Source organism: Pseudonocardia sp. N23 (assembly GCF_002583555.1).
GTDB lineage: Bacteria > Actinomycetota > Actinomycetes > Mycobacteriales > Pseudonocardiaceae > Pseudonocardia.
On sequence record NZ_BEGX01000077.1, the window covers coordinates 59,762 to 83,880 of the forward strand.

Genomic DNA, 24,119 nt, shown 5'->3' on the forward strand with positions numbered 1-24,119 from the left:
ACCCGACCAGCCAGGACGCCGTGGAGCAGCTCTACGCCTCCGGCGAGATCTCCGCCTACTTCACCTACGGCCCGGGCACGGTGTCGTCGAAGGTCGCCGACGGCGTCTTCCCGGCGGGCACCCGCACGACCGTGCCGGACGTCGGGAACATCGCGAACACCAGCTACCTCGCGATCCCCGCCGACGCCGCCGACTGGGCCGCCGCGCTGGTGCTGGCGAACCTGCTGCAGGACCCGCGGACGCAGCTGCGGTTCTACGCCGACGGCGGGATCTACCCGGTGATCGACCTCGACCGGGTGCCTGCCGACCTCCGCGCGCAGTTCGCTGCCGTCGACCTCGGCCCGTCGGTGCTGCCGCTCGCGGACCTCACCGCCCGGGTCCTCCCGGAGCTCGACGCGGGGCTCGCCGCCGCCGTCGACGACGGGTGGACGGCGCAGGTGCTGCAACGGTGAGGGCGGCAACGGTGAGCACGGTCCCGCGGGGCCTGCGCATCACGCTGTTGCTCGCGCCCGCGCTGCTGGTCGTCGTCGGGCTGTTCGGCGGCGGGCTCGCGCAGGCCGTGGCGCAGAGCCTCGGCTACCAGCCGTTCCTGCCGGGCCGGGAGCTCTCCCTCGACGCCTACCGCGCGCTGTGGGCCGACCCGGCCGTGCGCGCGTCGATCGGGATCACGCTGCGGGTCGCGCTGATCTCCACCGCGGCCGCCGCGGTGCTCGGGACGGCCGCCGCGCTGCTCGTGCGCTCGCTGGGCCGGCACCGGCGACGGTTCGCGGCGCTGCTGCAGGTGACGCTGCCGCTGCCGCACGCCGTCGCCGCGCTGGCGATGATCCTGCTGCTCGGGCAGAGCGGCGCGCTCTCGCGGGTCGCCGCCGCGCTCGGGCTGGTCGAGGACCCGTCGGGGTTCCCGGCGCTGACCCAGGACGGGTTCGGCTGGGGGATCATCGCCTCCTACGTGTGGAAGGAGGCGCCGTTCGTGGCCGTCGTGGTGCTGGCCGCGCTGTCGTCGGGGGTGGCCGAGCTGGAGGACGCCGCCCGCGCGCTCGGCGCGAACGCCGCGCAGCGGATGCGGCACGTGCTCGCCCCGGTGCTGGCACCCGCGGTCGCCGCCGCGTCGGTGCTGGTGTTCGCCTTCACCCTCGGCTCCTACGAGGTGCCGTTCCTGCTCGGGCGCCCCTTCCCGGCGACCCTGCCGGTGGTGGCCTACCAGCAGTTCCGCGACCCGGACCTGTCCGCGCGGCCGCTCGCGATGGCGATCGCCGTGGTCACCGCGCTGCTCGTCGGGGCGTGCGTGGTGGCGTACCTGTCGCTGAGCGAACGGCTGCGGCGGTGAGACGTGGGGCGGGCGCCGGCCTGCTCGCCGTCGGGTTGCTCGCGCCGCTGGTCCCGCTGCTGCTGTGGGCGGTGGCGGGGGAGTTCCGCTACCCGGCGCTGCTGCCGACCTTCTCCGGCCGCGGCCTGGCCCTGCTGGGGGACGCCGCCGTGCGGTCCGCGGTGGGCACGTCGGTGCTGATCGCGTCGAGCGTGGCCGTCCTCGCGACGCTCGCCGGGGCGGCCGCGGGCCGTGCGCTCGGGCTGTACGCGTTCCGGGGGCGGCGGGCGGTCCAGCTGCTGCTGCTGGCGCCGGTGCTCGTCCCGACGCTGGCGGTGACCCTGGGCATCCAGGTGTTCTTCATCCGCTACGGCCTCACCGACACCGTCGCGGGGGTGGTGCTGGTGCAGCTGATCCCCACCGTCCCCTACGCGAGCCTGGTGATGGCGTCGTCGTTCGCGTCGTTCGACCCGGACGTCGAGGACGCCGGGCGGGTGCTCGGCGCCGGTCCGCTGCGCCGGCTGCGGCACGTGACGCTGCCCGCCGTCGCCCCGGGACTGGCCGTCGCCGCGCTGTTCGCCTTCCTGATCTCCTGGAGCGAGTACATCCTCACGCTTCTGATCGGCGGGGGCACCGTGCAGACGCTGCCGCTGCTGCTGTTCGCCTCCATCGGCTCGGCCGATCTCGCCGCGGCGGCGGCGCTGTCGCTGGTGATCGCCGCGCCGCCGCTGTTGCTGGTGGGGCTCACCGCGCGGTTCCTCACCGGGGACCGGGCGGCCGTCGTCGGGTTCGGCCGCCTGTGATGCGGCTGCGCCGCCCGTGCGCGGACACCGCGGTCAGGGCCACGATGTCCGCTCACGAGCCCCGGAGGGGCGGGGAGCTGGTCGTCGACGGGCTGCGGGTGGCCTACGAACCGGGCGTCCCGGTCGTCGACGGGATCGACCTGGCCGTGCCTGCGGGCACGCTGACCGCGCTGCTCGGCCCGTCGGGCTGCGGCAAGACCACGGTGCTCAAGGTCGTCGCCGGGCTGCTCACCGCGGGCGCGGGCGAGGTGAGCGTCGACGGGATCGCGCTCGACACGACGCCCGCCGAGCGCCGCCCGGTTGGCATGGTGTTCCAGAAGCCGCTGCTGTTCGGTCACCTCACCGTCGGCGACAACGTCGCGTTCGGGCTGCGCATGCGCGGGGTCGGGCGGGCGGCGCGGCGCCGTCGGGTGGCGGAGATGCTGGAGCTCGTCGGGCTGCCCGAGCTGGCCGGGCGCCGGGTCGGGGAGCTCTCGGGCGGGCAGGAACAGCGCGTGGCGCTGGCCAGGGCGCTGGTGCTCGACCCGCGGGTGCTGCTGCTCGACGAGCCGTTCTCCGCGCTCGACGCGGAGCTGCGGCACCGGATGCGGGAGCTGGTCCGCCGGGTGCAGCGGGAACTGTCGATCACGATGCTGTTCGTGACCCACGACCAGCAGGAGGCGGTCGACCTCGCCGACGCCGTGGTTTTGATGCTCGGCGGCCGGATCGAGGGCGTCGGGTCGCCGTCGTCGTTCTACACCGACCCGCCGACGCTGGCCGCCGCCCGGTTCTTCGGCTCGACGAATGAGATTCCCGGCACCGTGACCGGGTCGGCGTTCACCTGCCCGCTGGGCGAGCTGCAGCTGGACCACCCCGGCCCCGACGGGCCTGGGGTCCTCGTCGTACGCCCCGAGGCCGTGCGCCTGCTCGGCGCCGACGGCCCACCTAACACCGTCACCACCACCGTGCGCGAGACGCGGTTCCGCGGCACCCACCGCACCGTCGTCACCGTGGCGGACGGGGGCACCATGGTCCTCACCGCCACGGTGGCGCCCGCCGTCCCCGTCGAGGCGGGCGACCGCGTCCACCTCCAGCTCCCCCCGTCCGCCTGCCGGGTGCTGCCCACCGCAGCACCCCGGATCGTCACCACCACCGAGAACGAGGACGCCCGTGCGTGAACTGACCGTCGACACCCCGCTCGAGGGTGTCGTGCTGACCGACGTTTCCACCGGCGGCCCCGTCGATCTCGGGCGCCTCGCCGGCGTCACGGTCGTGACGTTGATCCGGCACCGCTTTTGACTGCCCTGTCAGGAGCACCTGGTCCAGGTGCAGAACGAGCTGGACGGCGCCGTCCCGCTGATCGTCGTCGGGTTCAGCCCGGCCGACGCGCTCGCCCCGTTGGGTGAGTACCTCGGGCTGACCGGGCTGGTCCTCTCGGATCCCGGCCGGGTCCTCTACCACCGGCTGGGGCTGCGCCGGGCGCCGATCTGGCAGGTCTACTCGCCGGGCACGATCGCCCGGTACGCGCTGTTCAAGCTCCGGGGGGCGACGCTGCACAAACCGGTCGAGGACACCCGCCAGATGGGCGGCGACGCATTGGTCGTCGACGGGCGGGTCGAGCGGCTCTGGCGCCCCGCCACCCCCGACGACCGGGCCGCGCCCACCCGCATCGCCGCCGCTGCACGCGAACGGGGCCGCACTGGACCGGCGTGAACGCGGCCTCGGCACAGGCTTGCCGCGGTCACCTACCCGTCGGGGCCCGACACGCACCGAACATACTCGGCCGGTTCCGGAAGAGGGTGGTGATGCTCGCCTGCCGGGCGGCGTCGGCGAGGCGATCGAGGTTCTGGTGCGTTCCGCGCTCGACATCCTCAAAGCACACCCCGCCGTGACAACCAGCAGAAGGCCGTCGACCTCGCCGACGCCGTTGTGCAGATCCTCGGCGGCCGGATTGGGGGGACCGTCGGCTGGCCGGTCCAGCTTCGGTGGTTCATGGCCGGGCTGCTGCTCGACTCGGCGCCGCTCGGCCCGGTGACCTACGCCGTGGGATGCCGGGTGCTGCCCACCGCCGCACCCCGGATCGTCAGCACCACCGAGAACAAGGATGCCCCTGCGGTGACCGGGGCGGTGTTCGGAGCACCTGCTCGGTACCTCACGGGCCTGGGTCGGGCAGCTCTGGTCGCGTTCGTCCTGGCCAACCTGCCGTTCGTCGCGACGTACGGGCGGGAACGCCGAGCTGGGTGTCGAGTGCGTCTACGGCGCCAGCGGGTGGGCGGGGCGCAGCGGCATTAGGCGACTCTCGGCGTTCCGCGATTGCGGCCCGGCCGTGGTCCAAGCTCATCCACCCGGCCAGCTGGTAGGTCTCCGCAATGGTGGTGCTGAGACCGGGCCGCTGACCCTTGCCGACGCGGCCATGCACCCGTTCAGCGCGTCGCGCGTGGGCGAGGAGCCCGGCCGGTTCGGCGCGGTCGTTCATGGTGTGGTCGTCAGCACGGACAGTGTCGATCATCCGGTGCAGATCGGCAGGGCGGTGTCCGGCGACAGGCTTTCCTCGTCAGCAGTGTCCGCCGATCGGTGATGTCGTCGAGCAGGTCGGCACTTAGCTTGCGTCCGCCCGTCGGCCTCCAACACGACGTTGAGCCGCGTCAGCCGGTCGGGTTGCGGCCAGCGATCGGCCTTCTCGATCTTGCTGAGGAGATCTCCGCTGACGTGCACCAGCCTACCCAGCGCGGCCAACGCCAACCCACGACGGAGTCACAGCGCACGCAGCTCAGCTCCGAGCCACGCCCCGGGCGACGCGTGCGGGTCGAGCGTCCGTAGCCGGTTCGCCACCGGTCGCCTCCGGTCGCCGGTACGGCGCGTACCGGGCTGCCTCAGTACGCGAACCATGGCAGATCTGGCGCCGATGGGGGACCGCTCCGCAGGAGCGTCGGCAGAGCTGGCACGGGTCGGGCGAGCGAGGGGTCCGCAGGCAGTCGGGCAGGCTCGGATTCGACGGAGCCTCGGCTCATCACGACGTCCATCGGGTGGGGCATTCGACTCTGCCCGGCGTCGTCGCTTGCTGCGGAGGGGCCACATCACCCGCCCGATACGAGCGACACCGCCGGTAACCGCGGGCTGACGTGTCGAAGGGCGAGCGGCGGTCCCGCGTCGATCGAGCGAGTGCGTGGGTCCTCCGCGCTCGCGTCGCCGCCGGGCCGTGCAGTCGTGCCCCACCCGGCGGGTGGGGTCGCCGTGTCGATCCGCGCGGCGCATCCGACTCACCTGGAGTGATCATGCCCGCGCCCGACACCGTCCTCGGTACCCGCAACGCCTCCGTCGCCGATCTGGTCGCGCTGCTGCAGGCCCAGCACGCCGCGAAGCTCGACGTCGTCGCCCCCGCCCGACACCTCCTCGCCGACAACGGCCGCCTCCGGTTGATCGGGGTCGGCGAACCCCAACTCACCCCAGACGGGGTCACGGTGGGGGAGACCGTGCTGCGCCCCACCGCGGTCGCCGACGCCGGGATCGCCGACAAGCTGGGCATCCCACTGCCCTACCTGCGCCGGTTGCGCGCCGAGCAGGTCGGCCTGTACGACGCCAACGTCAACACCTGGCTGGCCGACGACCCGGACCGCCGCTTCCTCGTCCGCGGGCTGCACGACCCAGACGGCGGCACGGGGGTGGCGCGGGCGTTCCTGTCGGACTCCTACCGCATGGTCGACAACCTCGACGTCCTGATGGCCGCTCTCGAAGGAGTCCGCACCGCCGACGTTCCGGTCGACATCGCCGGCTGCGACCTTACCGAGCGCCGCATGTATGTGAAGGTCCGCGCCCAACAGGTCGCCGAGTACGCCCCCGAACTGCTGGCCGGGTATCGCAGCCCGTTCACCGGGGCGCGCGGGGCGGACAACCCCATGGTGTTCGCCGGGTTCGTGGTGTCGAACTCCGAGACCGGGCACGGCTCGTTCTCGCTGACCCCGCAGCTCACCGTCCAGGTCTGCGACAACGGCATGACCCTGACGAAGGACGCCGTCCGCGAGGTCCACCTCGGAGGACGCCTGTCCGACGGGGTCGTGCGGTGGTCGGCCGACACGCAGGACGCAGTGCTGGACCTGGTCGTCAAGCAGGCCCGCGACGCCGTGGCCACGTTCCTCGACCACGGTTACGTCCGGGCGAAGCTCGCTGAGATCACCCGTGACGCCGGGGTCGCGATCACCGATCCGGCCGCGACGTTGGAGCACGTCAGCAAGGCGCTGCGGTTCACCGCCGAGGCGCAGGCCACGATCCTGGCCCACTTCATCTCCGGCTCCGATATCACCTCCGGCGGTGTCCTGCACGCGGTGACCTCGGCCGCGCAGACCCTCGATGACGCCGACGCCGCGCATGACCTCGAGCGCCACGGGCTGCGCGCGATGGCGCTGGCCGCCGCCCACGCCGCCTAGCCACGCATCGACCACGTAGTGGGGCCGGTCCCGGGCGAGTCCTGGGACCGGCCCCGCCTCACCAGCTTCTACTCCGAGAAGGGACCTCCGTCATGACCATCGTTCCGAGTTCGTTCCCCACGATCCCTGCCGGGCAGTTGCGCGTCGGGGACCTCATCCACCACCCCGGCCACGGCGCCGCCACCTACGTCCTCGTGGCCCGGGTCGCCGTGGTCGACAACTTCGTGCACCTGATGGTCTACGACACTGCGTATCCCGAAGGCACCCCGGCGACCTACCGCCCGCAGGACCGGGTGTTGCTGGCGTGTCGGGACCTGATCGAACCCGACGACGGGCTCCGGGCGTGGACCGATGCGAGCTGGCGTCGCGCGCACCGGCGTGGCGCGGCGTTCGCGCTGATGGACCAGATCCGGGCTCGCAGCGTCGAGCTGCCCGCGATCATCGGCGCTGACACCGCCGTCGATGCGGAGATCGATCGCCTGCGCGGCCGCGACCCGCTACCGCCCCGGGTGGTGCCGGCCGCCGAGCTGGCCGATCTATTGGACATGCAGCATCGCGACGGTGCCCTGGTGCTGGACGTCGACCTGCCCGCGGTGCGCGCTGTTCTCGCCCTGTTCGCGCAGCTCAAGGATGCCGAGTACGGCGACGGGTCGTGGAACGGCGGGGACGTCGTCGCGATCGTGTCCGAGTGGTTCGCCCGGTTGGGGATCGACCCGGCCCGAACCCTCGACCAGCTCGAAGGCCGTGTCGTCACCACCCGCGGGGCTGCAGACCGCTTCATGCTCGACGAGGTCGCTCGCTCGACAGTGCGACCCGATCACGACGCGCCGGGCGGCGGGTTCGCGGTGATCGATCTGGACCGGGTCGCCGAGCTGGTCCGCGCCGCGAATGTCGAGTGTGTGATCGACACCCCGGGTGGCGGGGTCGCGGTGCTGCTGGCCGGTGCGCCGTCCGAGGAACCGGCGTGGGCGTTTCCCTGGGCGGTGCAGGTCGGGCCGGGTGGGTTCGACTGGGACGGGCCGTCGCTGGCCTCGACCCGTGACCTGCGGGTCGGCCCGGACACCGCCGACCGGGACGCCGCGGTACTGGTTCGGGAACTCGGCGCGGTGACCGAGGAGCAGATCGCCGACCTGGTCGTCACCCGGTCCCTGCGTCTGGGTGGCCGGGCGACGATGAGCGACCATACGGCGCAGCAACCGGTGACGCTCGCGGGCGGGTGGTCGGACTGACCGCCGGGTCGCGCTCGGCCGGTGTCACGCGCCTCTCCGGCCGAGCCTGTCAGCCAGGAACGGGGCCTCGGCCTTGCGACGGTCCGGGCTGGTGACAGCGGTTCGGACCGCCGGACCGCCGTCGGGCACTGCTCGCGGAACACCTGCTGGAGCCGGTCGTGATCGTGCGCGGTGACCCGGAAAGTCGGCCTACGGCAGGTAGTCGACCCGCCCCACGTCGCGACAGCCCAGCGGTTGACCAGCAGCGTGCTGACCAACACGGGTGTGCGGGCCGGACCTGGTCAGGCCGAGACGGCGTCGATTATGGACCAGCGGCCGTTCGCTCGCGCACCGCGAGCAGGTGCGGACGGCATGTGGGTCGATGTCGGGGACAAGCGCGCAGCCGTTGCCGCTCAGGCACAGCGGCGCGTGCAACCTCACGACCGAGTCGGTGCGTGGGGCGAGGCCGACGCTGGTGACGCCGAGGGTTGATCACGGGCCCGCTCTGGGTCAGGGGGCATCTGCGGTCGGCGAGGCGCCCGGGGTGTGCGCGGCGCCGCACTCTGGCATCACCGCCCGCGGCCATTGGGATGAACCCGGCCGACGCCATCGGGGTGAGCCGTCGCACCACCGACCCGTGCCGCCCACCGCTGGCTGCCGCCGGTCCACCCCGAGTGGCGCAGCCGGAACCCCCGCCCGCCGCGGACGGCGCTGCCCGGACGAGTGCGCCCCGCACCGGGGCGCCCGAACCGCCGGAGTCCCGCTCCGGCCAACCCTTCCAGGAGCCAGCCGTGACCCTCACCGCCAACCCCGGAGACACCGTCTCCACCATCACGCGACCCGACGAGCGACCGCACGCTGCCGTCCCCACCGCCGATGCCGCCGCCACTTCCGGTTCCGAGACCGATGACGCACCACCGCGTGCGGACGTCGATGCGACCACCGGCCAGGACAGTGAGCCGGTCGGCGAGCTGCTGCGTGTCGATCCACGCACTCTGGTGATCGGCGCGAACGTGCGCCGCGACGTGGTGCTGGACCGCCCGTTCCTGCGCTCGATCACCGACCGCGGTGTCCGAGAACCGATCATCGTCCGCCGTGACGACCACGGCGTGCTGGTGGTGCGCAAGGGCAAGCGCCGCACCCTGGCCGCGGTCGAGACCGGCCGCCCTACTGTCCCGGTGCTGGTCGAGTCCGGCCGGCCCGGTGAGGACCCGGACGCCGAGGACCGGGGAGAGGTGATCGACCGGATCGTTGATCAGCTCGAGGAGAATCATCATCGCGCCGCCACCCACGAGGCCGACGAGGTCCGGGCGCATCAGCAGCTGCTCGACCTCGGGTTGACCGCGGGGCAGATCGCTCGGCGCACCCACGTCCCGAACGCCCGGGTGAAGCAGACCACCGCGGTCGCGCGCAGCGAGATCGCCGCTGCGGCGATGGAGCGCTACGACCTCACCCTGGATCAGGTCGCGGTCATCGCTGAGTTCGACGGGCCGGACGGCCCGGACGTCGAAGCGGTGAAGGCGCTCACCGTGACCGCGGCCAAGGAGCCCGCCCAGTTCGCGCACGTCGCGCAGCGGCTGCGTGACCAGCGCGCCGACGCCCGCCAGGTCGCCGACACCGTCGCCGAGCTGACCAACCGGGGCGTGCGGGTCCTCGATCCGGAGGACACCGGCGGCGCGGCGCAGATCAGCGGGCTGCGGCTCGACGCGCAGACCCCCAGCGGAACCGAGTTCGACCCCACCACGCACAGCGGGTGTCCCGGCCACGCGGCCACGGTCGAGGTACACCGCAGCTGGGACCGCCAGCCCCAGGTCAAGGTCGTCCACTGGTGCACCGCCCCCGACGAGCACGGCCACGTCGCCCGGTGGGGCCGTGTCACGCCGACCGACGACAGCGGCGGCGGGGGCGACGGCGAGGTCGCACGCGAGCTCGCCCAGGCCGCCGAGCAGGCCAAGGCCGAACGGCGCCGGGTCATCGCGAACAATCGGGACTGGGCCTCCGCCACGTCCGTACGCCGTGACTGGATGCGCGGGCTTCTCGCCCGCCGTGCCGCTCCGCGCGACGCCTTGCCCTACATCGCGACGACTCTCGCCCGTGGCGGGCACGATCTGCGCCGGGCGATGGAATCGGGCCACCCCACGGCGTGCGAGCTGCTCGGCCTCACCCCGACCGGGAGCGTCTATGCCGGGAGTCCGAACCCGATCGAGGCCCTCACCGCGACAGCCACGTCGGCCCGGGCCACGCAGCTGATCCTCGCGGTGCTGCTCGGGGCAGCCGAGGATGCCAGCGGCCGCCAGACCTGGCGCAACCCGACCCGGGACAACCGCGCCTACTTCACCGCGCTGCGGGACTGGGGCTACCCCCTGTCCCCGGTCGAACAACTCGTCCTGACCGACGACGATGCCGCCACGCCATCGCAGCCCGCCGACACCACCACCCCCGCCGAGGCCACTCGCCCCGCTGAGGACGGTTCGCAGGACTGCGCGGTCCTCGACGCCGTCACCGAAGACGGCATGTCGGCCGCCGAGAAGCCGTCCACCACCTGACGTAGGACCGGGTGGGGCCGCTGAGACGGCCCCACCCGGTTCTTCACCGAGAGGAGTACCGGCGATGTCCCGGGACTGCTTCACCCCCTACGACTGGAGCCGCAGCTTCCTGCTGCCCGCCGACATGGCCAGCAACATCCCGCTGCGCGGCGCCGTCGGCATGCTCGGCGCCCACAACGCCGCTCGTGGCCTGCTCGTCGAGATCTGCCGCCACACCGGCGCGCACCCGACCTTCCTGCACTACGGCGAGACCGTGCTGGACCACGGCGCAATCATCGTTGTCGACGTCTCGGCGACCGCGCACCTTCCCAACGGCGAACCGCTATGTGTGAAGACCCGCACCCTGCACCGCCGCCACGACGACGACGCTCGCAACGGCGACTGGTCGATCAGCGTCGACGGTGTGACGTATCCCGGGGAGGACCGGAGGCGTTCGCCGTCGCCACCGATGCAGGGCTGGATCGTGCACCGGCTGGTGCGTCGTCCGACGTCGAGCTGATTGCGCCGCGGCTGGAGCGCATCGCCTGTGCACCGGCCGCGTGCCGTCGGGACGATCGTGTTCGCGGGTGGCGTCCTGGGAGCGCGGCGTGGGCAGGAGACGCCCGAAGGTCAGCACACCACGGGCGGGGCGAGCGGCGATGAACCCCGGCCCGGTCCGACCGGGTGGGACAGGCCTCGCTGCGCTCGGACGCCTGGCGGCGTTCCCACCCGCTCGGACGAGCCCGGAACCCCCGCCGTCCCTACCGGGACCCCACCCGCGGGGCGCTGAGGCCCAGGCCGCGTCACCCACCGACACCGAGCACCAGGGAGCCATCGTCATGAACAAGATCACCGTCCACGGCAACCTCACCGGCAAGCCCGAACTGCGCCACTCCCGCTCCGGGGTCCCGGTCGCCACGTTCACCATCGCCGCCAACCGGCGCCGCCTCAACCGCCAGACCGGGAACTGGGTGGACCTGCCCGCGGTGTTCCACCGGGTCGTGTGCTTCAACGCCCTGGCCGAGAACGTCGCCGCGAGCCTGGACAAGGGCACCCCGGTCGCGGTCACCGGCGAGTTCGCCGACGACAGCTACAAGCGTGAGGACGGCACCTCCATCCGCCGGATCCAGATCGAGGCCGCCGACGTCGCCGCGAGCCTGCGCTACGCCACCGCCACACTCACCAAGAACCCGCGAAACGGCGCAACCGCACAGCCTTCCGAGGAGCCCGGCCGCGCCGCAGACGTTGCCGAGGACGGCGCCGAAGCGGCCGACCGGCCGGCGCTGAGCGTCGTGGGAGCCGACTGAGTCGGCCACACGGCGGGCCTGGACCACAGCGGTCCGGGCCCGCCGCTGTGCCCAAAGACGCGCTACCACGGTGGGCGTCCTCGCGTCGGTGTCGCACCGTGCCCGCGAACCGGACCACGCGCCAAGCCGCTACCCGAGCACCCACACCCGGACACGATGCGGCGCGCGGCCCGGAACCACGGGCCGTCCCGGTGCTCCGACGCGAGGAGAACATCGTGAACGACGTCCCGCACCACCGACCCGCTGCGCCGACGCCCGCCCCGGGCCGGCTCGGCGCCGCAGCCGCACGCGCCGCTCGGAACGGCTGGCGGGTGTTCCCCGCCGTTCCCCGTGGCAAGGTGCCGGCGATCGCCGACTGGCAGAACGCTGCGACGATCGACCTCGACCAGATCACCGCATGGTGGCGGGCAATGCCGTGGAACGTGGCCGTCAGTGCGGGAAGATCCGGACTTCTCGTCATCGACCTCGACGTCCGGCGTAGCGCCTGCGCAGCGCCGCGGGGGGCCAGCACGCGGGACGGGTACGCCATGCTGCGTCAGCTCGCCGCCGCAGCCGGCGAGCCGCCGCCCACCGACACCTACACCGTCGCGACGCCGGGCGGGCTGCACCTGTACTTCCGCCAGCCCGACGGCGTACAACTGCGCAACACCCAGAGTGTTCTCGGGGCCAATGTGGACAGCCGCGGCCTCGGCGGATACGTCATCGCGGCAGGCTCCGTCCGCGCCGAAGGCACCTACCGGGTCGTCAGATCCTGCCCGGTCGCAGAGCTTCCGAACTGGCTGATCGCGGCGCTCACCCCAGCGCCGACACCCGCCCCACCGACGCGTGGCCACCCGTCGATGACACCGCTGCTCAACGGCAGGGCCGAGGCCTACCTGCGTGCGGTCGTCGACGGCGAATGCGCCGCCGTCACGGCGGCGACCGTCGGACACCGCCACCAGACACTGCTCCGCGCGGCGCGCCGACTCGGGCACTGGGTCGGTGGATCTGCCCTCAGCGCGACCGCCGTCCGCATCGCACTGGCCGATGCGGCCAAGGGCTACGTCGGCGTCGAGGGCTACACCGCCGCGCAGGTCGATCGCGACATCCGCGACGGGCTCGCCTACGGCGCGAGGTCCCCCCGATTCTTCGCCGGCGTCGAGAACCGGACATAGCTCCGGACGTCGCGGTCGGGCCGAAGGTAGGGAAGCGGCCCGGGTCGGCCGCAGCGATGGGTCGGGCCTCCGGTGCTCGGCTCAGGTGGATCGCCCGGAGGTCAGCACACCGGGGCGGGGGCGAGCGGCGATGAACCCGGCCCACCCATCCCGGTGAGATCGCGTACGGATCCGACATCGGCCGCCGGTCGGCAAGTCGATCACACCGGGATGAGCGAGCCGGAACCCCCGCCGTCCCTGCGGGACCCCCGCCCCGGCGCGCTGAGGCTGCGCCGCGTTCCCCCAACGCCGAGCACCGGAGGCCCTCATGATCATCACCGCCACCACCGAGATCACCGAGTCCGATACCCGCGCGACCCGACTCGCGGTCCTCGAAGCCCAGGTCTGCGAGGCCCGGGACGACATCCGCGTCGCCCGCCTCTGCGACGATATGTCCCTCGCCTTCGACGCGCTCGAGTCCCTGGCCACACTTCTGCAGCACACCCTGCAGGAGCTCGCACATCTCGGCATCGAGACCAGCCCGCGCTGACCGTCAGGGGTCATGGCCCGCCGAGCCGGGCGGGCCAGCTGGTGGGCTCCCGCGACACCATGCTCTGTGCCGATGGAGGGCCGGACCGCCGGCGACACGGGCGACCCTGCCGGGTGGTCAGGTCAGACCCGGGCACCGCGGCCGCCGACGATCAGTGGACGTCGCGTAACGGCATCCTGACTTACAGCGATGACGGGGCAGCGATCTCTTGGGGGACGAGTATGCGCCGAACCGGTGCAGCGACCGCGATCTCTGATGCCCCGACGATGCCGGGGTGTTCGGGCGCTGCCGCACCCAGAATATGGGCGGCGAATGTCTGAGCAGGTTCTTTCTCTTGCCGCTGGCCAAAATGTGGTGGCGCCGTCGGGCCTGTGGAACGTCGGGTTGGAGGTCCGGTCTGGCTGTGATGTCGATTTGTGCGCTCTGCTGGTCGGGGAGGACAGCAAGGTCGCGGGCGACGACGATTTCGTGTTCTACAACGCCCCCCACCACGTCAGCGGTGCCGTCACGCTGACTGACGATCCAACCGCGGCAGGGCTGCGAATCGACCCCGGCGCGGTGCCCGCGGGGGTGGCCCGGATCGTGATCGCGGTGACGGTCGAGGTCAAGGGCTCCTTGACCGGCATGGACGTGCGGCTGCAGGGGACGGGTGCCGGTCCGGTGTTGGCCTTCGCGCCGGTTCAGCTCGACGGGGTCACGGCGGCCGTGCTGTTAGAGATGTATCGGCGCGCTGGGTCCTGGAAGGTCCGGGCGGTCGGTCAGGGGTGGGCCACCGGACTGGCCGGTCTCGCCACCGACTACGGGATTGCGGTGGATGATGACTCGGGGGACGACGAGCCGGGCTCGCCGCACGGCGCCGGAACGCAGCGAGAGCCCGACGCTCGGCGCGTGGCCGGAGACGATCAGCAGGTGTCAGCGGACAGAGCTGCCCTGGCCGGCGACCTGAGCCGCCTCGCGGCACAGCGTGCAGCGCTGTCCGCCGAGTTGTTCTCGCTCACCAAGCGCGTCCGGGACGCCCGCGCCGAACTGGTGCAGACCGACGAGCTCGCTCTTCTTCAGGAGGTCGGCTACTACCAGTTCAGTCACCCGCTGGATGACGCGGTTGCCTATCGCGAGCGGCTCGAAGCGTTGCGCAGCAGGATCAAGGCGGCGATCAGGGACAAGGTGGCTGTGCGGAGCCGGCCGGGCTGGATGGTCAACGGTTCGGTGAAGGAGGGGGCGGCGCTCGTCCGCGATTTCGGCGCGCTGATGCTGCGCGCCTACAACGTGGAGGCGGACAACTGTGTCCGCACGGTGCGCCCGCACAGCATCGAGCCCGGTATCAAGCGGCTGGACCGCACCCGTGACGCGATCTTGAAGCTCGGGGCGTCGATGGGGATCACCATCGACGACGACTACCACGAGATGCGGGTGCGGGAGCTACGCCTGACGACGGACTTCTTGGCGAAGACTGCGCAGGAGAAGGAGGAGACTCGGGCCGAGCGCGAGCGGTTACGCGAGGAGGCGAAGGCACTCGCCGAGCTCCAGCGCGAGGAAGCGAAGCTGCTCAAGGAGCGCTCGCACTACGAGACCGCGCTGGCCCGGTTGCTCGAGGGCGACGATGTGGAGGCCCAGGAGCAGGTCCGTCAGCAGATCCGGGAGATCGACAGCAGCTTGGCCGGGGTTCGGGAGCGGGAGGCCAACACCCGCGCCGGCTTCGTCTACGTCATCTCCAACCCGGGCGCGTTCGGCGAGGTCATGGTCAAGATCGGGATGACGCGGCGCTATGACCCGATGGACCGGGTCAGGGAGCTGGGCAACGCCAGCGTCCCGTTCCGGTTCGACGTCCACGCGTTGATCTTCAGCAAGGATGCGCTCGGTCTGGAGGCGACCTTGCACAGGGCGTTCGACGCGCAGCGCGTCAATCGGGTCAACCTGCGACGTGAGTTCTTCTACGTCTCGCCCGCCGCGGTCCGCGAGGTATTGGTCGAGATCGGGCGCGATCACCTCCTCGAGTACAAGGACACCGCCGAGGCGCTGGAATGGCGACAGAGTCGGGACGGAGCGGGACCGGACCGCACGGCGGCCGGATTCGGGCGGGCCGGAGTCCAGCTGCGTCGGCAATAAGCATGAAGGTGCTCCCACCCGGGGACCGGGGGCGCGCTATCAGGGTGGGAAGCAGAACGGGCACGTCACGAGAGGGCAATCGTCATGGCACGACGGCGGGGACTGGTCGCGAGCATCGCGCGTATGCAGCGCGAGGCCGAGCGCGCACGAGCGGTACGTGAGCGTGATGCGGCACGCCGGGCACGTGACGCGCAGCGATCGCAGGCCGCGCGGGCGCGGGAGCGGGTGGCCGATCAGAAGGAACGAGCTCGCCTATACGCCGTGGCGCGGGCCGAGGAGGTCGCAGGGGACAACGCGGATCTCGAGGCCGAGGTCGCCGCGCTGGAGGGAGTGCTCGCCTCGACGCTGGACGTCGACGACTTCCTCGATCTGGAGACGCTCAAGCAGCCGCTGGTGCTGCCGCAGTTCGACCCGAGCGTTGCCGGTGCGGTGCGCCCGGCGCCGCGGTTGGAGGAGTTCCTGCCCGACGCGCCGTCCGGTTTGGGGCGGGCGTTCGGCGGAGCGGCGCGCCATCAGGAGCGTGTGCAGCAGGCGCAGGCTGCGTTCGGGCGGGCCGCCGCGGCGCACCAGGTGCAGCTACAGGCGCACGGCCGGGAGTTCGAGGCGGTCCGCCGTCGACACGACGCCGAGGTCGCGCGCCTGACCGATGAGCAGCGCGAGCAGATCGAGCAGGTCACGGCGTTGCAGCGTGGCCTTGCCGCGGGCCTGCCCGAGGCCGTCGTCGGATACCTCGACCTGGTGCTGGAAGCGGCGGCCTACCCGGACGGCTTCCCGCACGCCTGGCGCCTGGCGTACACACCCGAAACCCGCCAGCTCGTCGTGGAGTACGAGCTCCCCGCCCGCGAGGTGGTCCCGGTGGCGAAGGGCTACCGCTACGTCAAGAGCAGCGACACCGTCACGGCGGTTGCCCGGTCCCAGGCGCAGATCCGCGCTCTCTACAGCTCGGTCGTGGCCCAGACAGCGCTCCGGGTGGTGCACGAGGTCCTGGAATCCGATCGGGCGGGACGGGTCGCCTCGGTCGTGTTGAACGCGCATGTCACGGCCACGGATCCAGGGACCGGACGGCCGGTCCGGCCGTGCCTGGTCGCGCTCGGGACGACCCGGTCTCGGTTCATGGAGCTCGACCTGCGCCGGGTGGATCCGGCCGCCTGCCTGCGGCATCTCGAGGCCCGGGTCAGCCGGGACCCTGCCGCGCTCGTCCCGGTCGAGCCGATGGTGCGTTTCGATTCGATCGATCTGCGGTTCTCGTCCGAGACCGAGCAGGTCGGGTCGTTGGCGACCGCAGGTTCAGCGGTGGAGGAAAGCGCGCTGGCGCCGACGCCCGTGACGCCGGGATCCGACGAACGCCGACCCTCGGTTCCTGTTCGGCCGAAGCCCCCGCGTCCCAGCGCGGAGCAGGATCTGAGCGCGGGTCAGAACGTCGTACTGACCGGCCCGGTGATCGACATCAGTCTCCCCGAAGCGTGGACTTCGCCGGCCGACCTGTCCGTGCTGATGCTCGGTCCCGATGGCCGCGTCGGAGGGGACGACGACTTCATCTTTTTCAACAACCCGACCGCAGCCGACGGCGCGATCGGGCTTCGCGGAGGGGACAACCCCGACGGGGCCACGATCGACCTGTCGCTGCTGCCCGAGCACTGCGAACGCCTCGTTCTCGTCGCGAGCGGCGCCGACCCGACGGTCAACGTCGCGCGGACGGCTCTGCTGATCCTGGACCCCGCCGCCGAGACGAGCCAGTTGACGTTCCAACCGGCCGACGCAACCGTCATGCCCGCGCTCATCTGCGCGGAGATCTACCGTCGCCAAGGCGCCTGGCGACTGCGGGCAGTCGGCCAGGGTTACAGCGACGGCCTCGCCGGACTCGCTCGCGACTACGGCGTCAACGTCAACTGAGCAACGCCTCTGGCAGGCAAACCGTCACTGCGCGCTCGACCATCAGCGCTGGCGCCGTGGGCTGGTGCTCGGGTTCTGACCGCGGTAGTTGACAGCAACGTCCCCGACCACAGAGACATCCGCGGAAGTCGGTGTGGACCAGAACGCCACCTCAGCGACGGTCCGAGACCGTCCCACACGCGTCGGCCGAGCCTGGGGGTCAAGGGGTCGCAGGTTCAAATCCTGTCGTCCCGACGAGTCGCAAAGGCCGGTATCCATCCGTGGATGCCGGCCTTTTGTTGTGTCTGCCTGCGGAAACGCGGTACGGCGCGATCGCGCTGGTCCACGTCGTCGGCGCCCGCGGGGGCCCGGGCGAATGCCCCGGTGACCGGCCGGCGGGTGGTGACAGCGCGACCGGCGCGAACAGCTCCGCCGTGATCGCCGTCGGAGTGAATCGGACCGGTAGGTTCGTGGGTGGACCCGAGAAGCACTGACTCGCCGAGGAGCGTGCCCGAGTGGAACGACGCGTGGCGATCACCGGTACCCGCAGCATCGGTGATGCACCCGACGACCGGCTCGCTGCGGCGTTCGACGCCTACCTGCGTCCGTTCGCCGACTCCGCAGCCCACTTCTACGTGGGTGGGGCGTCGGGAGTCGACACCGCCGCGTTGCAGTGGCTGGCGACGAACACCGAGGCTGCGTTGACCGTGGTCGTGCCCTGCCGGATCGTCGACCAGCCGACCGGATCCGCGAACGTCATCGAGGCGTTGCGCGACGAGGGGCGTCTCGCCGACGTCGTCGAGATGGGCGCCACGCTGCTCGGCAAGGCCGCTTATCACGCGCGCAACCGGTGGATGGTGGACCACGCCGGCATCGTGATCGGGTTCCCGCGGGGGGACGAGTCCACCGGTGGCGGCACCTGGTACACGCTCAACTACGCCGCCGAGCAGGCGAAGGTCCGACTCGTCGTGCCGCTCTGACGAAGGGCTCCGACGCCGTTCAGACGGTCCGGGGCAGTGTCGGGGGCTCGCGGCGGACCGACGGAGACGTCGTCACACGGAGTCGCGTGCCGGGCCGGAGGACTCCGGTCCGGACGGCCGGGAGGGGCGGTGTCGGCCCGGCTCGCCGGAGTTCTGGAGCGAGGTCGGCGTACCGGTCTGGAAACCTGGAAACCTGAGGACGCCCGCGCCGCCCCCGCCCGCGGTCGCGGCTCGGGGGCGGCGATCAGGCGAACTCGTGACGATCGGGGGTGAGGGCCCGTCACGTCAGGCCGTCGACGCGGCGCGCCCGGGAATGTGTGACGCCGGGCGAGGAGCACAGCGACCACGGTGATCACGAGCGCCACGACGGCGACCACGAGCGCCTGGGTGGCCAGGCCGGCGACGAGGACACCGCCGACCAGGCCGCCGCCCGCGATGCCGATGTGCCCAGGCCGTGACCAGGATCGGCTGGGCGGTATCGGCTGCTCGTGCGCCGCAGCCATCTGTGCCCGCTGGACCAGCGGGGACGTCCCACCGAAGGCGAGACCCCACAGGACGACGGCGAGGTAGGTCACCACCTGGCTGTCGGTGCCGCGCGGGACGGTCGGCCCCTGCCCCGATCGGCGTCCGACCCTACAGTCCAGGGGTGACCGGAAAGACACCGAACAGGAAGTGACACCGCGATGACCGACCCGACGAGACGCGTCGCGCTGGTGACGGGGGCGACGTCGGGGATCGGCGTGGAGATCGCCCGCCGGCTCGCCCGCGACGGCCTGACCGTCGTGGTGAGCGGCCGCTCCGTCGAGCGGGGGAACGCCGTGGCGGACGAGGTGGTCGGCGACAGCGTCTTCGTCCGGGCCGATCTCACCGACCCCGGTGCGCCCGACCGGCTGGTCGACGAGGTGCTGGACCGGTGCGGGCACCTCGACGTGCTGGTGAACAACGCGGCCGTCGACCACACCGGCCCGCTGCTCGACGTCCCGGCCGCGGAGGTCCGCGCGATCTTCGAGACGAACACGTTCGCCACGATCGCCTGCCTGCAGGCTGCCGGGCGCGCCATGCGCACGCGCGGCGAGGGCGGGTCGATCGTCAACGTGACGTCCCGGCTGGCGAGCGTCGGGGTCCCGACGATGTCGGTGTACAGCGCGAGCAAGGGCGCGATCCGAAGCCTCACGACGGCCGCCGCGGTCGAGCTGGCGCCCTACGACATCCGGGTCAACGCCGTCGCGCCCGGCATGACCCGGACCCCGCTCTACGCCGAGTGGCTCGCGACCCAGGACGACCCGGCCGGGACCGAGCGGCAGGTCGCGGAGGCGATTCCCTTGCGCCGCATCGCCGAACCCGGCGACGTCGCCGCGGCGGTGTCCTATCTCGCGAGTCCCGACGCCGCATACGTCACCGGCACCACGATCCCCGTCGACGGCGGGTACCTGGCCCAGTAGGCCCCACCGTCGTCGACCCACCGACAGCGAGGACCGACACCTTGACCTCGACCGACGCATCCGCCGCGGGTTCCGCGCTCCTCGACGGGCCCGCTCTGTGGCCGGCCCAGGCACACACCCCCAGCGTGCTCGGTCGCCGGCTCGTCATCGAGCGCGGCGAGGGCTCCCACGTCCACACCACCGATGGGCGCCGCCTGCTCGACGGAACAGCCGGGCTCTGGCACGCCAACGTCGGGCACAGCAGGCCGGAGCTGGCCCCGGCCGCGTACGACCAGACGCTGCAGCTGGAGAGCTACCACACCTTCGCCCGCTACTCGAACGACAAGGCGATGGCGCCGGCCGAGCGGCTCGCCGCGATCTCGCCGATCGCCGACCCCAAGGTCGTTCTGAACTCGGGCGGGTCCGACGCCATCGACGTCGCGTGCAAGCTCGCCCGGCGGCACTGGCAGCGCGAGGGCCGCGAGGGCATGAAGACGATCATCAGCCGCGAGTTCACCTGCCGAGCGCGTCACCGACCGCCTCGTCGACCTCGGGTTCGTCTCACGTCCGCTGCGCGGCACCACGTTGCAGATCAGCCCGCCGTTCGTCACGACCCGACGACGGGCTGGTGTCGTTCGTGGCCGCGATCGAGCAGGCCGTCGGCGACGAGGAGAACCGGTGAACGCCCCCGCCCTGACCGCACTCGTCCCCGGCGACCCGGGGGCGGTCGGGATCGCGGACGCCGTCGTCCGTGGGCTCGGGCTCCTGTCCGAGGGCATCCCGGTCGCGGACCCCGCCACCGGTGAGGTCGTCGCCCACATCCCCGACGACGGTGTCGACGAGGCGGTCCGGGCCGCCGACGGACAAGGCCGGGCCTGGGCGGGCACGACGCCCCGGCAGCGCGCCGACGTGCTGCACGCCTGGTGGGAGTCGCTGGTCGCGCGCACCGAGGACCCGGCGCACCTGATCACGCGCGAGATGGGCAAGCCGCTCGCCGAGGCGCGGGCCGAGGTGAAGTGCGCGCACCGGGGGAGTGGAGCACGACGGCCCGGGCCACTTCTTCGGCCCCACGGTGCTCGACCGTCTGCCCCTCGCGGCGGACGCGGCCACCACCGAGATCTTCGGACCGGTCGCCGCGGTCCAGCGGTTCGCCGACCAGGCCGACGCCCTGGCCTGGGCGAACGGCACCGGGTTCGGCCTCGCGGGCCATGTCGTCACCGGGAACCTCGACCGCGCCCTCGACGTCGCGGACCGGCTCGCGACGGGGCTCGTCGGCATCAACCAGGGCGTTCCGTCGAACGCGGCGGCGCCCTTCGGCGGCGTGACGGCATCGGGTCTCGGCCGGGAGGGCAGCGCGGAGGGCCTCGACGAGTACCAGAGCATCCGCTTCTGCAACGTCGCGCGACGCGCCACCGACTGACGCCGGTCGCCGGGCCCGTGTTGCTGACCGTACGTTCGGTAACTCTGTGCGACGGGCAAGCTCGGCCCCGGAGGAACGACCGCACTGCCCCAGGAGGACGCGAAATGACCGTCGAGCAGGACTTCGCCCAGGTGGCCTCGGCGGCGCTGGAGGTCGTGATCGCGAGGCTACGTGTTCCCCGCCGGGGGAGTGGGCATGACGTCGATCCTCCCGATGATCACCGAGGCCGAGCGCTCGGGCGTCGGTCAGGCTGCGCCGGACTCCGGCACGAGCAGGGCGGGCAGGGCGGCGACGGCCTCGGCGAAGGCGTTGGTGCCGCCCGTCACGCGGGCCAGGACGAGCGCGCCCTCGATCCGCACGAACGCGTCGTTCGCGGCCCGGGACGCCGCCTCCGGGGGGCGTCCGGCGCGACGCGACGCGTCGGCCATCTCCTCCTTACCGTCGGGGAAACGGTGGTAGAGGCTCGCGCCCTGCAGGCCGGTGGCCGCCGCGAGGTCCGCGATCGCCGTGCCGTCGAAGCCCTTGTCGCGGAACACCGAGACGAGCACGTCGATCAGCTTGCCTTCTTCGATCGAGGGTGGACGCGCCATGGCCGCAGTGTTACCGAACTTTCGGCAACACTGCGGCGGTCGATCATCGGCGCGGCCGGGAACGTCAGTGGACCGCCACCGGCTGCTCGGCCAGCGCGTCCTCCAGCAGCGCGACGAGCGCCGCGTGCTGCACGTCGGCCGACGACCCGACCTCCTCGTCCGACCCGTCGAGGGCCTGCGCGGCGAGGCCGGCCTTGCTGTCGATCAGCTCGGCGATCCGGGCGTCGATCGTCTGCGCCGCGATGATCCGCCACGCCGTGACCGGCTTGTCCTGGCCGATCCGGTGGCTGCGGTCGATGGCCTGGGTCTGCTCGGCGGCGGTCCACGACAGCTCGGCGAGGACGACGTCGGAGGCGACCTGCAGGTTGAGCCCGACGCCCGCGGCGGTCAGCGAGCACACGGCAACCGCGACGTCGGGATCCTCGACGAAGGCGTCGATGTTGCGCTGACGCACCGTGCGTGTCTGATCGCCCCGGATCGAGGAGAACCGCACCCCGAGCTTGGTGAACGTCTCCTCGGCCGCGTCCATGACGTCGACGTGCTTGGCGAAGAACACGACCTTGCCCGCGCTGCGGGCCAGCTGCGCGGCGTAGTCCGCGGCGAGGCCGGCCTTGGCCTGCCCGATCCGCCGCATCATGCCGAAGACGTTGTCCCCGGCCGCGGACGTCGTCGCGTCCTTCTGCTCCCACTTCGCGACCTGACGCACGAGGTCGTGGTCGATTCCCTCGACGACGCTGCCCCCGCGGCGGGTGGCGAGCGCGTCGGTGTAGCGGGCCACCATCCGCCGGGCCAGTTCACGCTCGGCCGCCCGGATGGAGCGACCGGCGGGCCCGTCGAGCTCGACCGGGAGATCGGCGATGCGCCGGGCAGGGATGTCGGCGGCGACGTCGATCTTGCGCCGGCGGACGATGCCGCGCTCCACGACGCACTGCCGGGCCGCCGGGTAGAAGCCGGGATCCGCCGGCGTCAGCTCCGTCTCGGTCAGCGCGTTCATCAGCTCCGCGCGCGGCTTCGTCGCATCGATCCAGCCGAGGAACTGCCAGATGGCGAGGAAGTCCTCGATGTCGTTGATCAGCGGGGTACCGGTGAGCGCCATGAGCAGGGGCCGCGTGGTGAAGGAGCGGATCCGGTCGGCGAGCTGCAGCACGTGCTGCGACCGCTGCGACGTCTTGTTCTTGATGAAGTGCGCCTCGTCGACGACCATCCCGCGGAAGCCGAAGTCGCCGAGCCAGCCCATGTGCCGGTCGAGCACCTCGTAGTTGACGACGACGATGTCGGCGAACCCGTCGACGGTGTCGCCGTTGCCGTGGATGGCGGTGGCGGGGTGCCGCGGCGTCCACATTCCCGCCTCACGGACCCAGTTCGTCTTGACGACGTTGGGCACCACGACGAGCAGGGGATAGGCGTCCGCGGCCTCCGCGGCGAGCAGCGCCTGGGCCGTCTTGCCCAGACCCGGCTCGTCGGCGAGCAGGAACGTCCGGTGGCCGGCGGCCGCTGCGGCGATCAGCTCGGCCTGGTGCGGCATGAGCTCACGCCCACCGGGACCCCGCAGAGAGGACGGGCCGGGCAGCCGCATCGACGTGGACGCCCCGTCGGCGGCACGTTCGAACGACCGCAGCAGCGGCTCGAGCAGCTCCCAGCCGGCCAGCCGCGTCGGGCGCGTCGTGCTCGGGCGGGCGGCGGAGAAGTCGGGGGCGAGGAACGGGTTGGCCAGCTGCCGGGACACGACCGACTGCGGAACGACCCGCGGCTTCACGGGTGTGCCGGGCGCGGGCGCCGGTGCAGGCTCGACGACGTCGGTCTCGATGCCCGCGGTGCGCAGCACCTGCCGGGTCAGCGAGCGGGCCTCGTCCGAGACGGCGGCGTCCTCGGCGAGGGTCGCCAGCAACGTCGAGTCCCGGACGGCGATCATCGCGAGCGACTTCGCGAGGTCGTCGAGACGTTTGAGCTGCTCGTTGCGCTTGCGCTCGGTGATGGCGTCGTCGGCCCGCAGCCGGGTCCGCTCCTCGCGCAGCAGCAGCGTCGCGGCCTGCACCTTCGTGCGGGTGGTGGCGGTGGCGGGACCGCGGCGCAGCGCGGTCTCGATCTCGCGGACGGCGCGCGCGAGCGTCGACATCACGTCGGTCGGCTCGTCGGCGCGCTGACGCCGCCGGTCCTGCGGGGCACTACGGCGAGCCCTCGTCTGGGGCCTGCCTCGTCGAGCCACGTACTCCTCCTCCTGGATGCCCGTCGGCGGCCTGATGGCCGTGTCGGGACGCAGCGCCGGATCGGCCCTGCGTCGGCGACGAGCGCCGGGGGAGACGGCGACGTCTCCCCAGAAATTAGTGCGGCGTCCCCGGGGGCTGCGGCTGATCGCCGCTGCCGGGGACGGACTGTCTGCGGCGCTTGCCCGGGGGAGGCGATGCTTCCCGCCGAAGGGCTCGTCCGCATGGTGCCGACTGCCAGTGGCGACCGGCAGCGTGAACCTTCCTGTCAGATCATACCGCTACGGAGCC

24 protein-coding genes and 1 pseudogene are annotated in these 24,119 nt (G+C 72.3%); 22 read left to right on the forward strand and 3 right to left on the reverse strand.

Annotation, left to right across the window (positions count from 1 at the left end; translation table 11 throughout):
• The 7 genes from TOK_RS31885 to TOK_RS21925 all read left to right on the forward strand — a co-directional run.
• Positions 1-452, forward strand: a 452-nt coding sequence (locus TOK_RS31885) for a hypothetical protein (RefSeq protein WP_216362050.1), incomplete at its 5' end; no start/stop codon positions are given.
• An 11-nt stretch (positions 453-463) separates the two neighbouring features.
• A complete protein-coding gene (locus tag TOK_RS21905; RefSeq protein ID WP_098959877.1) occupies positions 464-1,327 on the forward strand; it encodes an ABC transporter permease subunit in 864 nt (287 codons plus the stop codon).
• Positions 1,324-2,109, forward strand: a complete 786-nt coding sequence (locus TOK_RS21910) for an ABC transporter permease (RefSeq protein WP_216362051.1) — start codon at positions 1,324-1,326, stop codon at positions 2,107-2,109. Before TOK_RS21905 ends, TOK_RS21910 begins: the two co-directional genes overlap by 4 nt.
• 44 nt (positions 2,110-2,153) lie before the next feature.
• Complete coding sequence (locus TOK_RS21915; RefSeq protein WP_172457699.1) at positions 2,154-3,266, forward strand: ABC transporter ATP-binding protein; 1,113 nt, start codon at positions 2,154-2,156, stop codon at positions 3,264-3,266.
• Positions 3,259-3,387 carry a hypothetical protein gene (locus TOK_RS34765; RefSeq protein WP_256387998.1) on the forward strand — a complete coding sequence of 43 codons (129 nt, stop codon included), beginning with the start codon at positions 3,259-3,261 and terminating at the stop codon, positions 3,385-3,387. Before TOK_RS21915 ends, TOK_RS34765 begins: the two co-directional genes overlap by 8 nt.
• Positions 3,388-3,414: 27 nt before the next feature.
• Positions 3,415-3,801 carry a hypothetical protein gene (locus TOK_RS21920; RefSeq protein ID WP_098959879.1) on the forward strand — a complete coding sequence of 129 codons (387 nt, stop codon included), beginning with the start codon at positions 3,415-3,417 and terminating at the stop codon, positions 3,799-3,801.
• A 279-nt stretch (positions 3,802-4,080) separates the two neighbouring features.
• The gene (locus TOK_RS21925; RefSeq protein WP_141566492.1) at positions 4,081-4,380 is read left to right on the forward strand and encodes a hypothetical protein; all 300 of its coding nucleotides are present in this window, start codon (positions 4,081-4,083) and stop codon (positions 4,378-4,380) included.
• A 213-nt stretch (positions 4,381-4,593) separates the two neighbouring features.
• Here TOK_RS21925 and TOK_RS35450 read toward each other — a convergent pair whose 3' ends face one another.
• Positions 4,594-4,830, reverse strand: a complete 237-nt coding sequence (locus tag TOK_RS35450) for a hypothetical protein (protein WP_374754920.1) — start codon at positions 4,828-4,830, stop codon at positions 4,594-4,596.
• Positions 4,831-5,363: 533 nt separating this feature from the next.
• Between TOK_RS35450 and TOK_RS21930 the strand changes: the two genes are divergently transcribed.
• The 15 genes and pseudogenes from TOK_RS21930 (at position 5,364) to TOK_RS33485 (ending at position 21,034) form a co-directional block, all read left to right on the forward strand.
• A complete protein-coding gene (locus tag TOK_RS21930) occupies positions 5,364-6,512 on the forward strand; it encodes a DUF932 domain-containing protein (protein WP_098960043.1) in 1,149 nt (382 codons plus the stop codon).
• 92 nt (positions 6,513-6,604) lie between these two features.
• On the forward strand, positions 6,605-7,741 hold the full coding sequence (locus TOK_RS21935) for a hypothetical protein (RefSeq protein WP_098959881.1): 1,137 nt from the start codon (positions 6,605-6,607) through the stop codon (positions 7,739-7,741).
• A 770-nt stretch (positions 7,742-8,511) separates the two neighbouring features.
• Complete coding sequence (locus TOK_RS21940; protein ID WP_098959882.1) at positions 8,512-10,266, forward strand: ParB N-terminal domain-containing protein; 1,755 nt, start codon at positions 8,512-8,514, stop codon at positions 10,264-10,266.
• 64 nt (positions 10,267-10,330) lie between these two features.
• On the forward strand, positions 10,331-10,765 hold the full coding sequence (locus tag TOK_RS32780; RefSeq protein WP_098959883.1) for a hypothetical protein: 435 nt from the start codon (positions 10,331-10,333) through the stop codon (positions 10,763-10,765).
• Between the two features lie 319 nt (positions 10,766-11,084).
• Positions 11,085-11,552 (forward strand): single-stranded DNA-binding protein, encoded by a 468-nt coding sequence (gene ssb / locus TOK_RS21950; protein WP_172457700.1) that lies wholly within the window; start codon positions 11,085-11,087, stop codon positions 11,550-11,552.
• A gap of 215 nt (positions 11,553-11,767) precedes the next feature.
• Positions 11,768-12,706, forward strand: a complete 939-nt coding sequence (locus TOK_RS21955; RefSeq protein WP_172457701.1) for a bifunctional DNA primase/polymerase — start codon at positions 11,768-11,770, stop codon at positions 12,704-12,706.
• A gap of 307 nt (positions 12,707-13,013) precedes the next feature.
• Positions 13,014-13,235, forward strand: a complete 222-nt coding sequence (locus tag TOK_RS21960; protein WP_098959886.1) for a hypothetical protein — start codon at positions 13,014-13,016, stop codon at positions 13,233-13,235.
• Between the two features lie 312 nt (positions 13,236-13,547).
• A complete protein-coding gene (locus TOK_RS21965) occupies positions 13,548-15,341 on the forward strand; it encodes a DUF4041 domain-containing protein (protein WP_172457702.1) in 1,794 nt (597 codons plus the stop codon).
• Between the two features lie 123 nt (positions 15,342-15,464).
• The gene (locus TOK_RS21970) at positions 15,465-17,234 is read left to right on the forward strand and encodes a TerD family protein (protein ID WP_141566494.1); all 1,770 of its coding nucleotides are present in this window, start codon (positions 15,465-15,467) and stop codon (positions 17,232-17,234) included.
• Between the two features lie 494 nt (positions 17,235-17,728).
• Positions 17,729-18,193, forward strand: a complete 465-nt coding sequence (locus TOK_RS21975; RefSeq protein WP_098959889.1) for a hypothetical protein — start codon at positions 17,729-17,731, stop codon at positions 18,191-18,193.
• A 269-nt stretch (positions 18,194-18,462) separates the two neighbouring features.
• Positions 18,463-18,651, forward strand: a complete 189-nt coding sequence (locus TOK_RS31890; protein WP_141566495.1) for a hypothetical protein — start codon at positions 18,463-18,465, stop codon at positions 18,649-18,651.
• A 225-nt stretch (positions 18,652-18,876) separates the two neighbouring features.
• Positions 18,877-19,635: an SDR family NAD(P)-dependent oxidoreductase gene (locus TOK_RS21980; protein WP_098959890.1), complete on the forward strand. Its 759-nt coding sequence runs from the start codon at positions 18,877-18,879 to the stop codon at positions 19,633-19,635.
• Between the two features lie 125 nt (positions 19,636-19,760).
• Positions 19,761-20,420 carry an aminotransferase class III-fold pyridoxal phosphate-dependent enzyme gene (locus tag TOK_RS35455; protein ID WP_098960044.1) on the forward strand — a complete coding sequence of 220 codons (660 nt, stop codon included), beginning with the start codon at positions 19,761-19,763 and terminating at the stop codon, positions 20,418-20,420.
• A 13-nt stretch (positions 20,421-20,433) separates the two neighbouring features.
• Positions 20,434-20,571, forward strand: a pseudogene (locus TOK_RS35460) (hypothetical protein); the annotation flags it as partial.
• Positions 20,572-20,647: 76 nt separating this feature from the next.
• The gene (locus TOK_RS33485) at positions 20,648-21,034 is read left to right on the forward strand and encodes an aldehyde dehydrogenase family protein (protein ID WP_216362053.1); all 387 of its coding nucleotides are present in this window, start codon (positions 20,648-20,650) and stop codon (positions 21,032-21,034) included.
• 245 nt (positions 21,035-21,279) lie between these two features.
• On the opposite strand, the gene TOK_RS21995 is transcribed toward TOK_RS33485, so the two are convergent.
• Together TOK_RS21995 and TOK_RS22000 are read right to left on the reverse strand one after the other, a co-directional pair.
• Entirely contained in the window at positions 21,280-21,624 is a 345-nt protein-coding gene (locus TOK_RS21995; protein ID WP_098959891.1) for a helix-turn-helix domain-containing protein, read from the reverse strand.
• A gap of 64 nt (positions 21,625-21,688) precedes the next feature.
• Entirely contained in the window at positions 21,689-23,740 is a 2,052-nt protein-coding gene (locus TOK_RS22000; RefSeq protein ID WP_216362062.1) for a DEAD/DEAH box helicase, read from the reverse strand.
• Between the last annotated feature and the right edge of the window lie 379 nt (positions 23,741-24,119).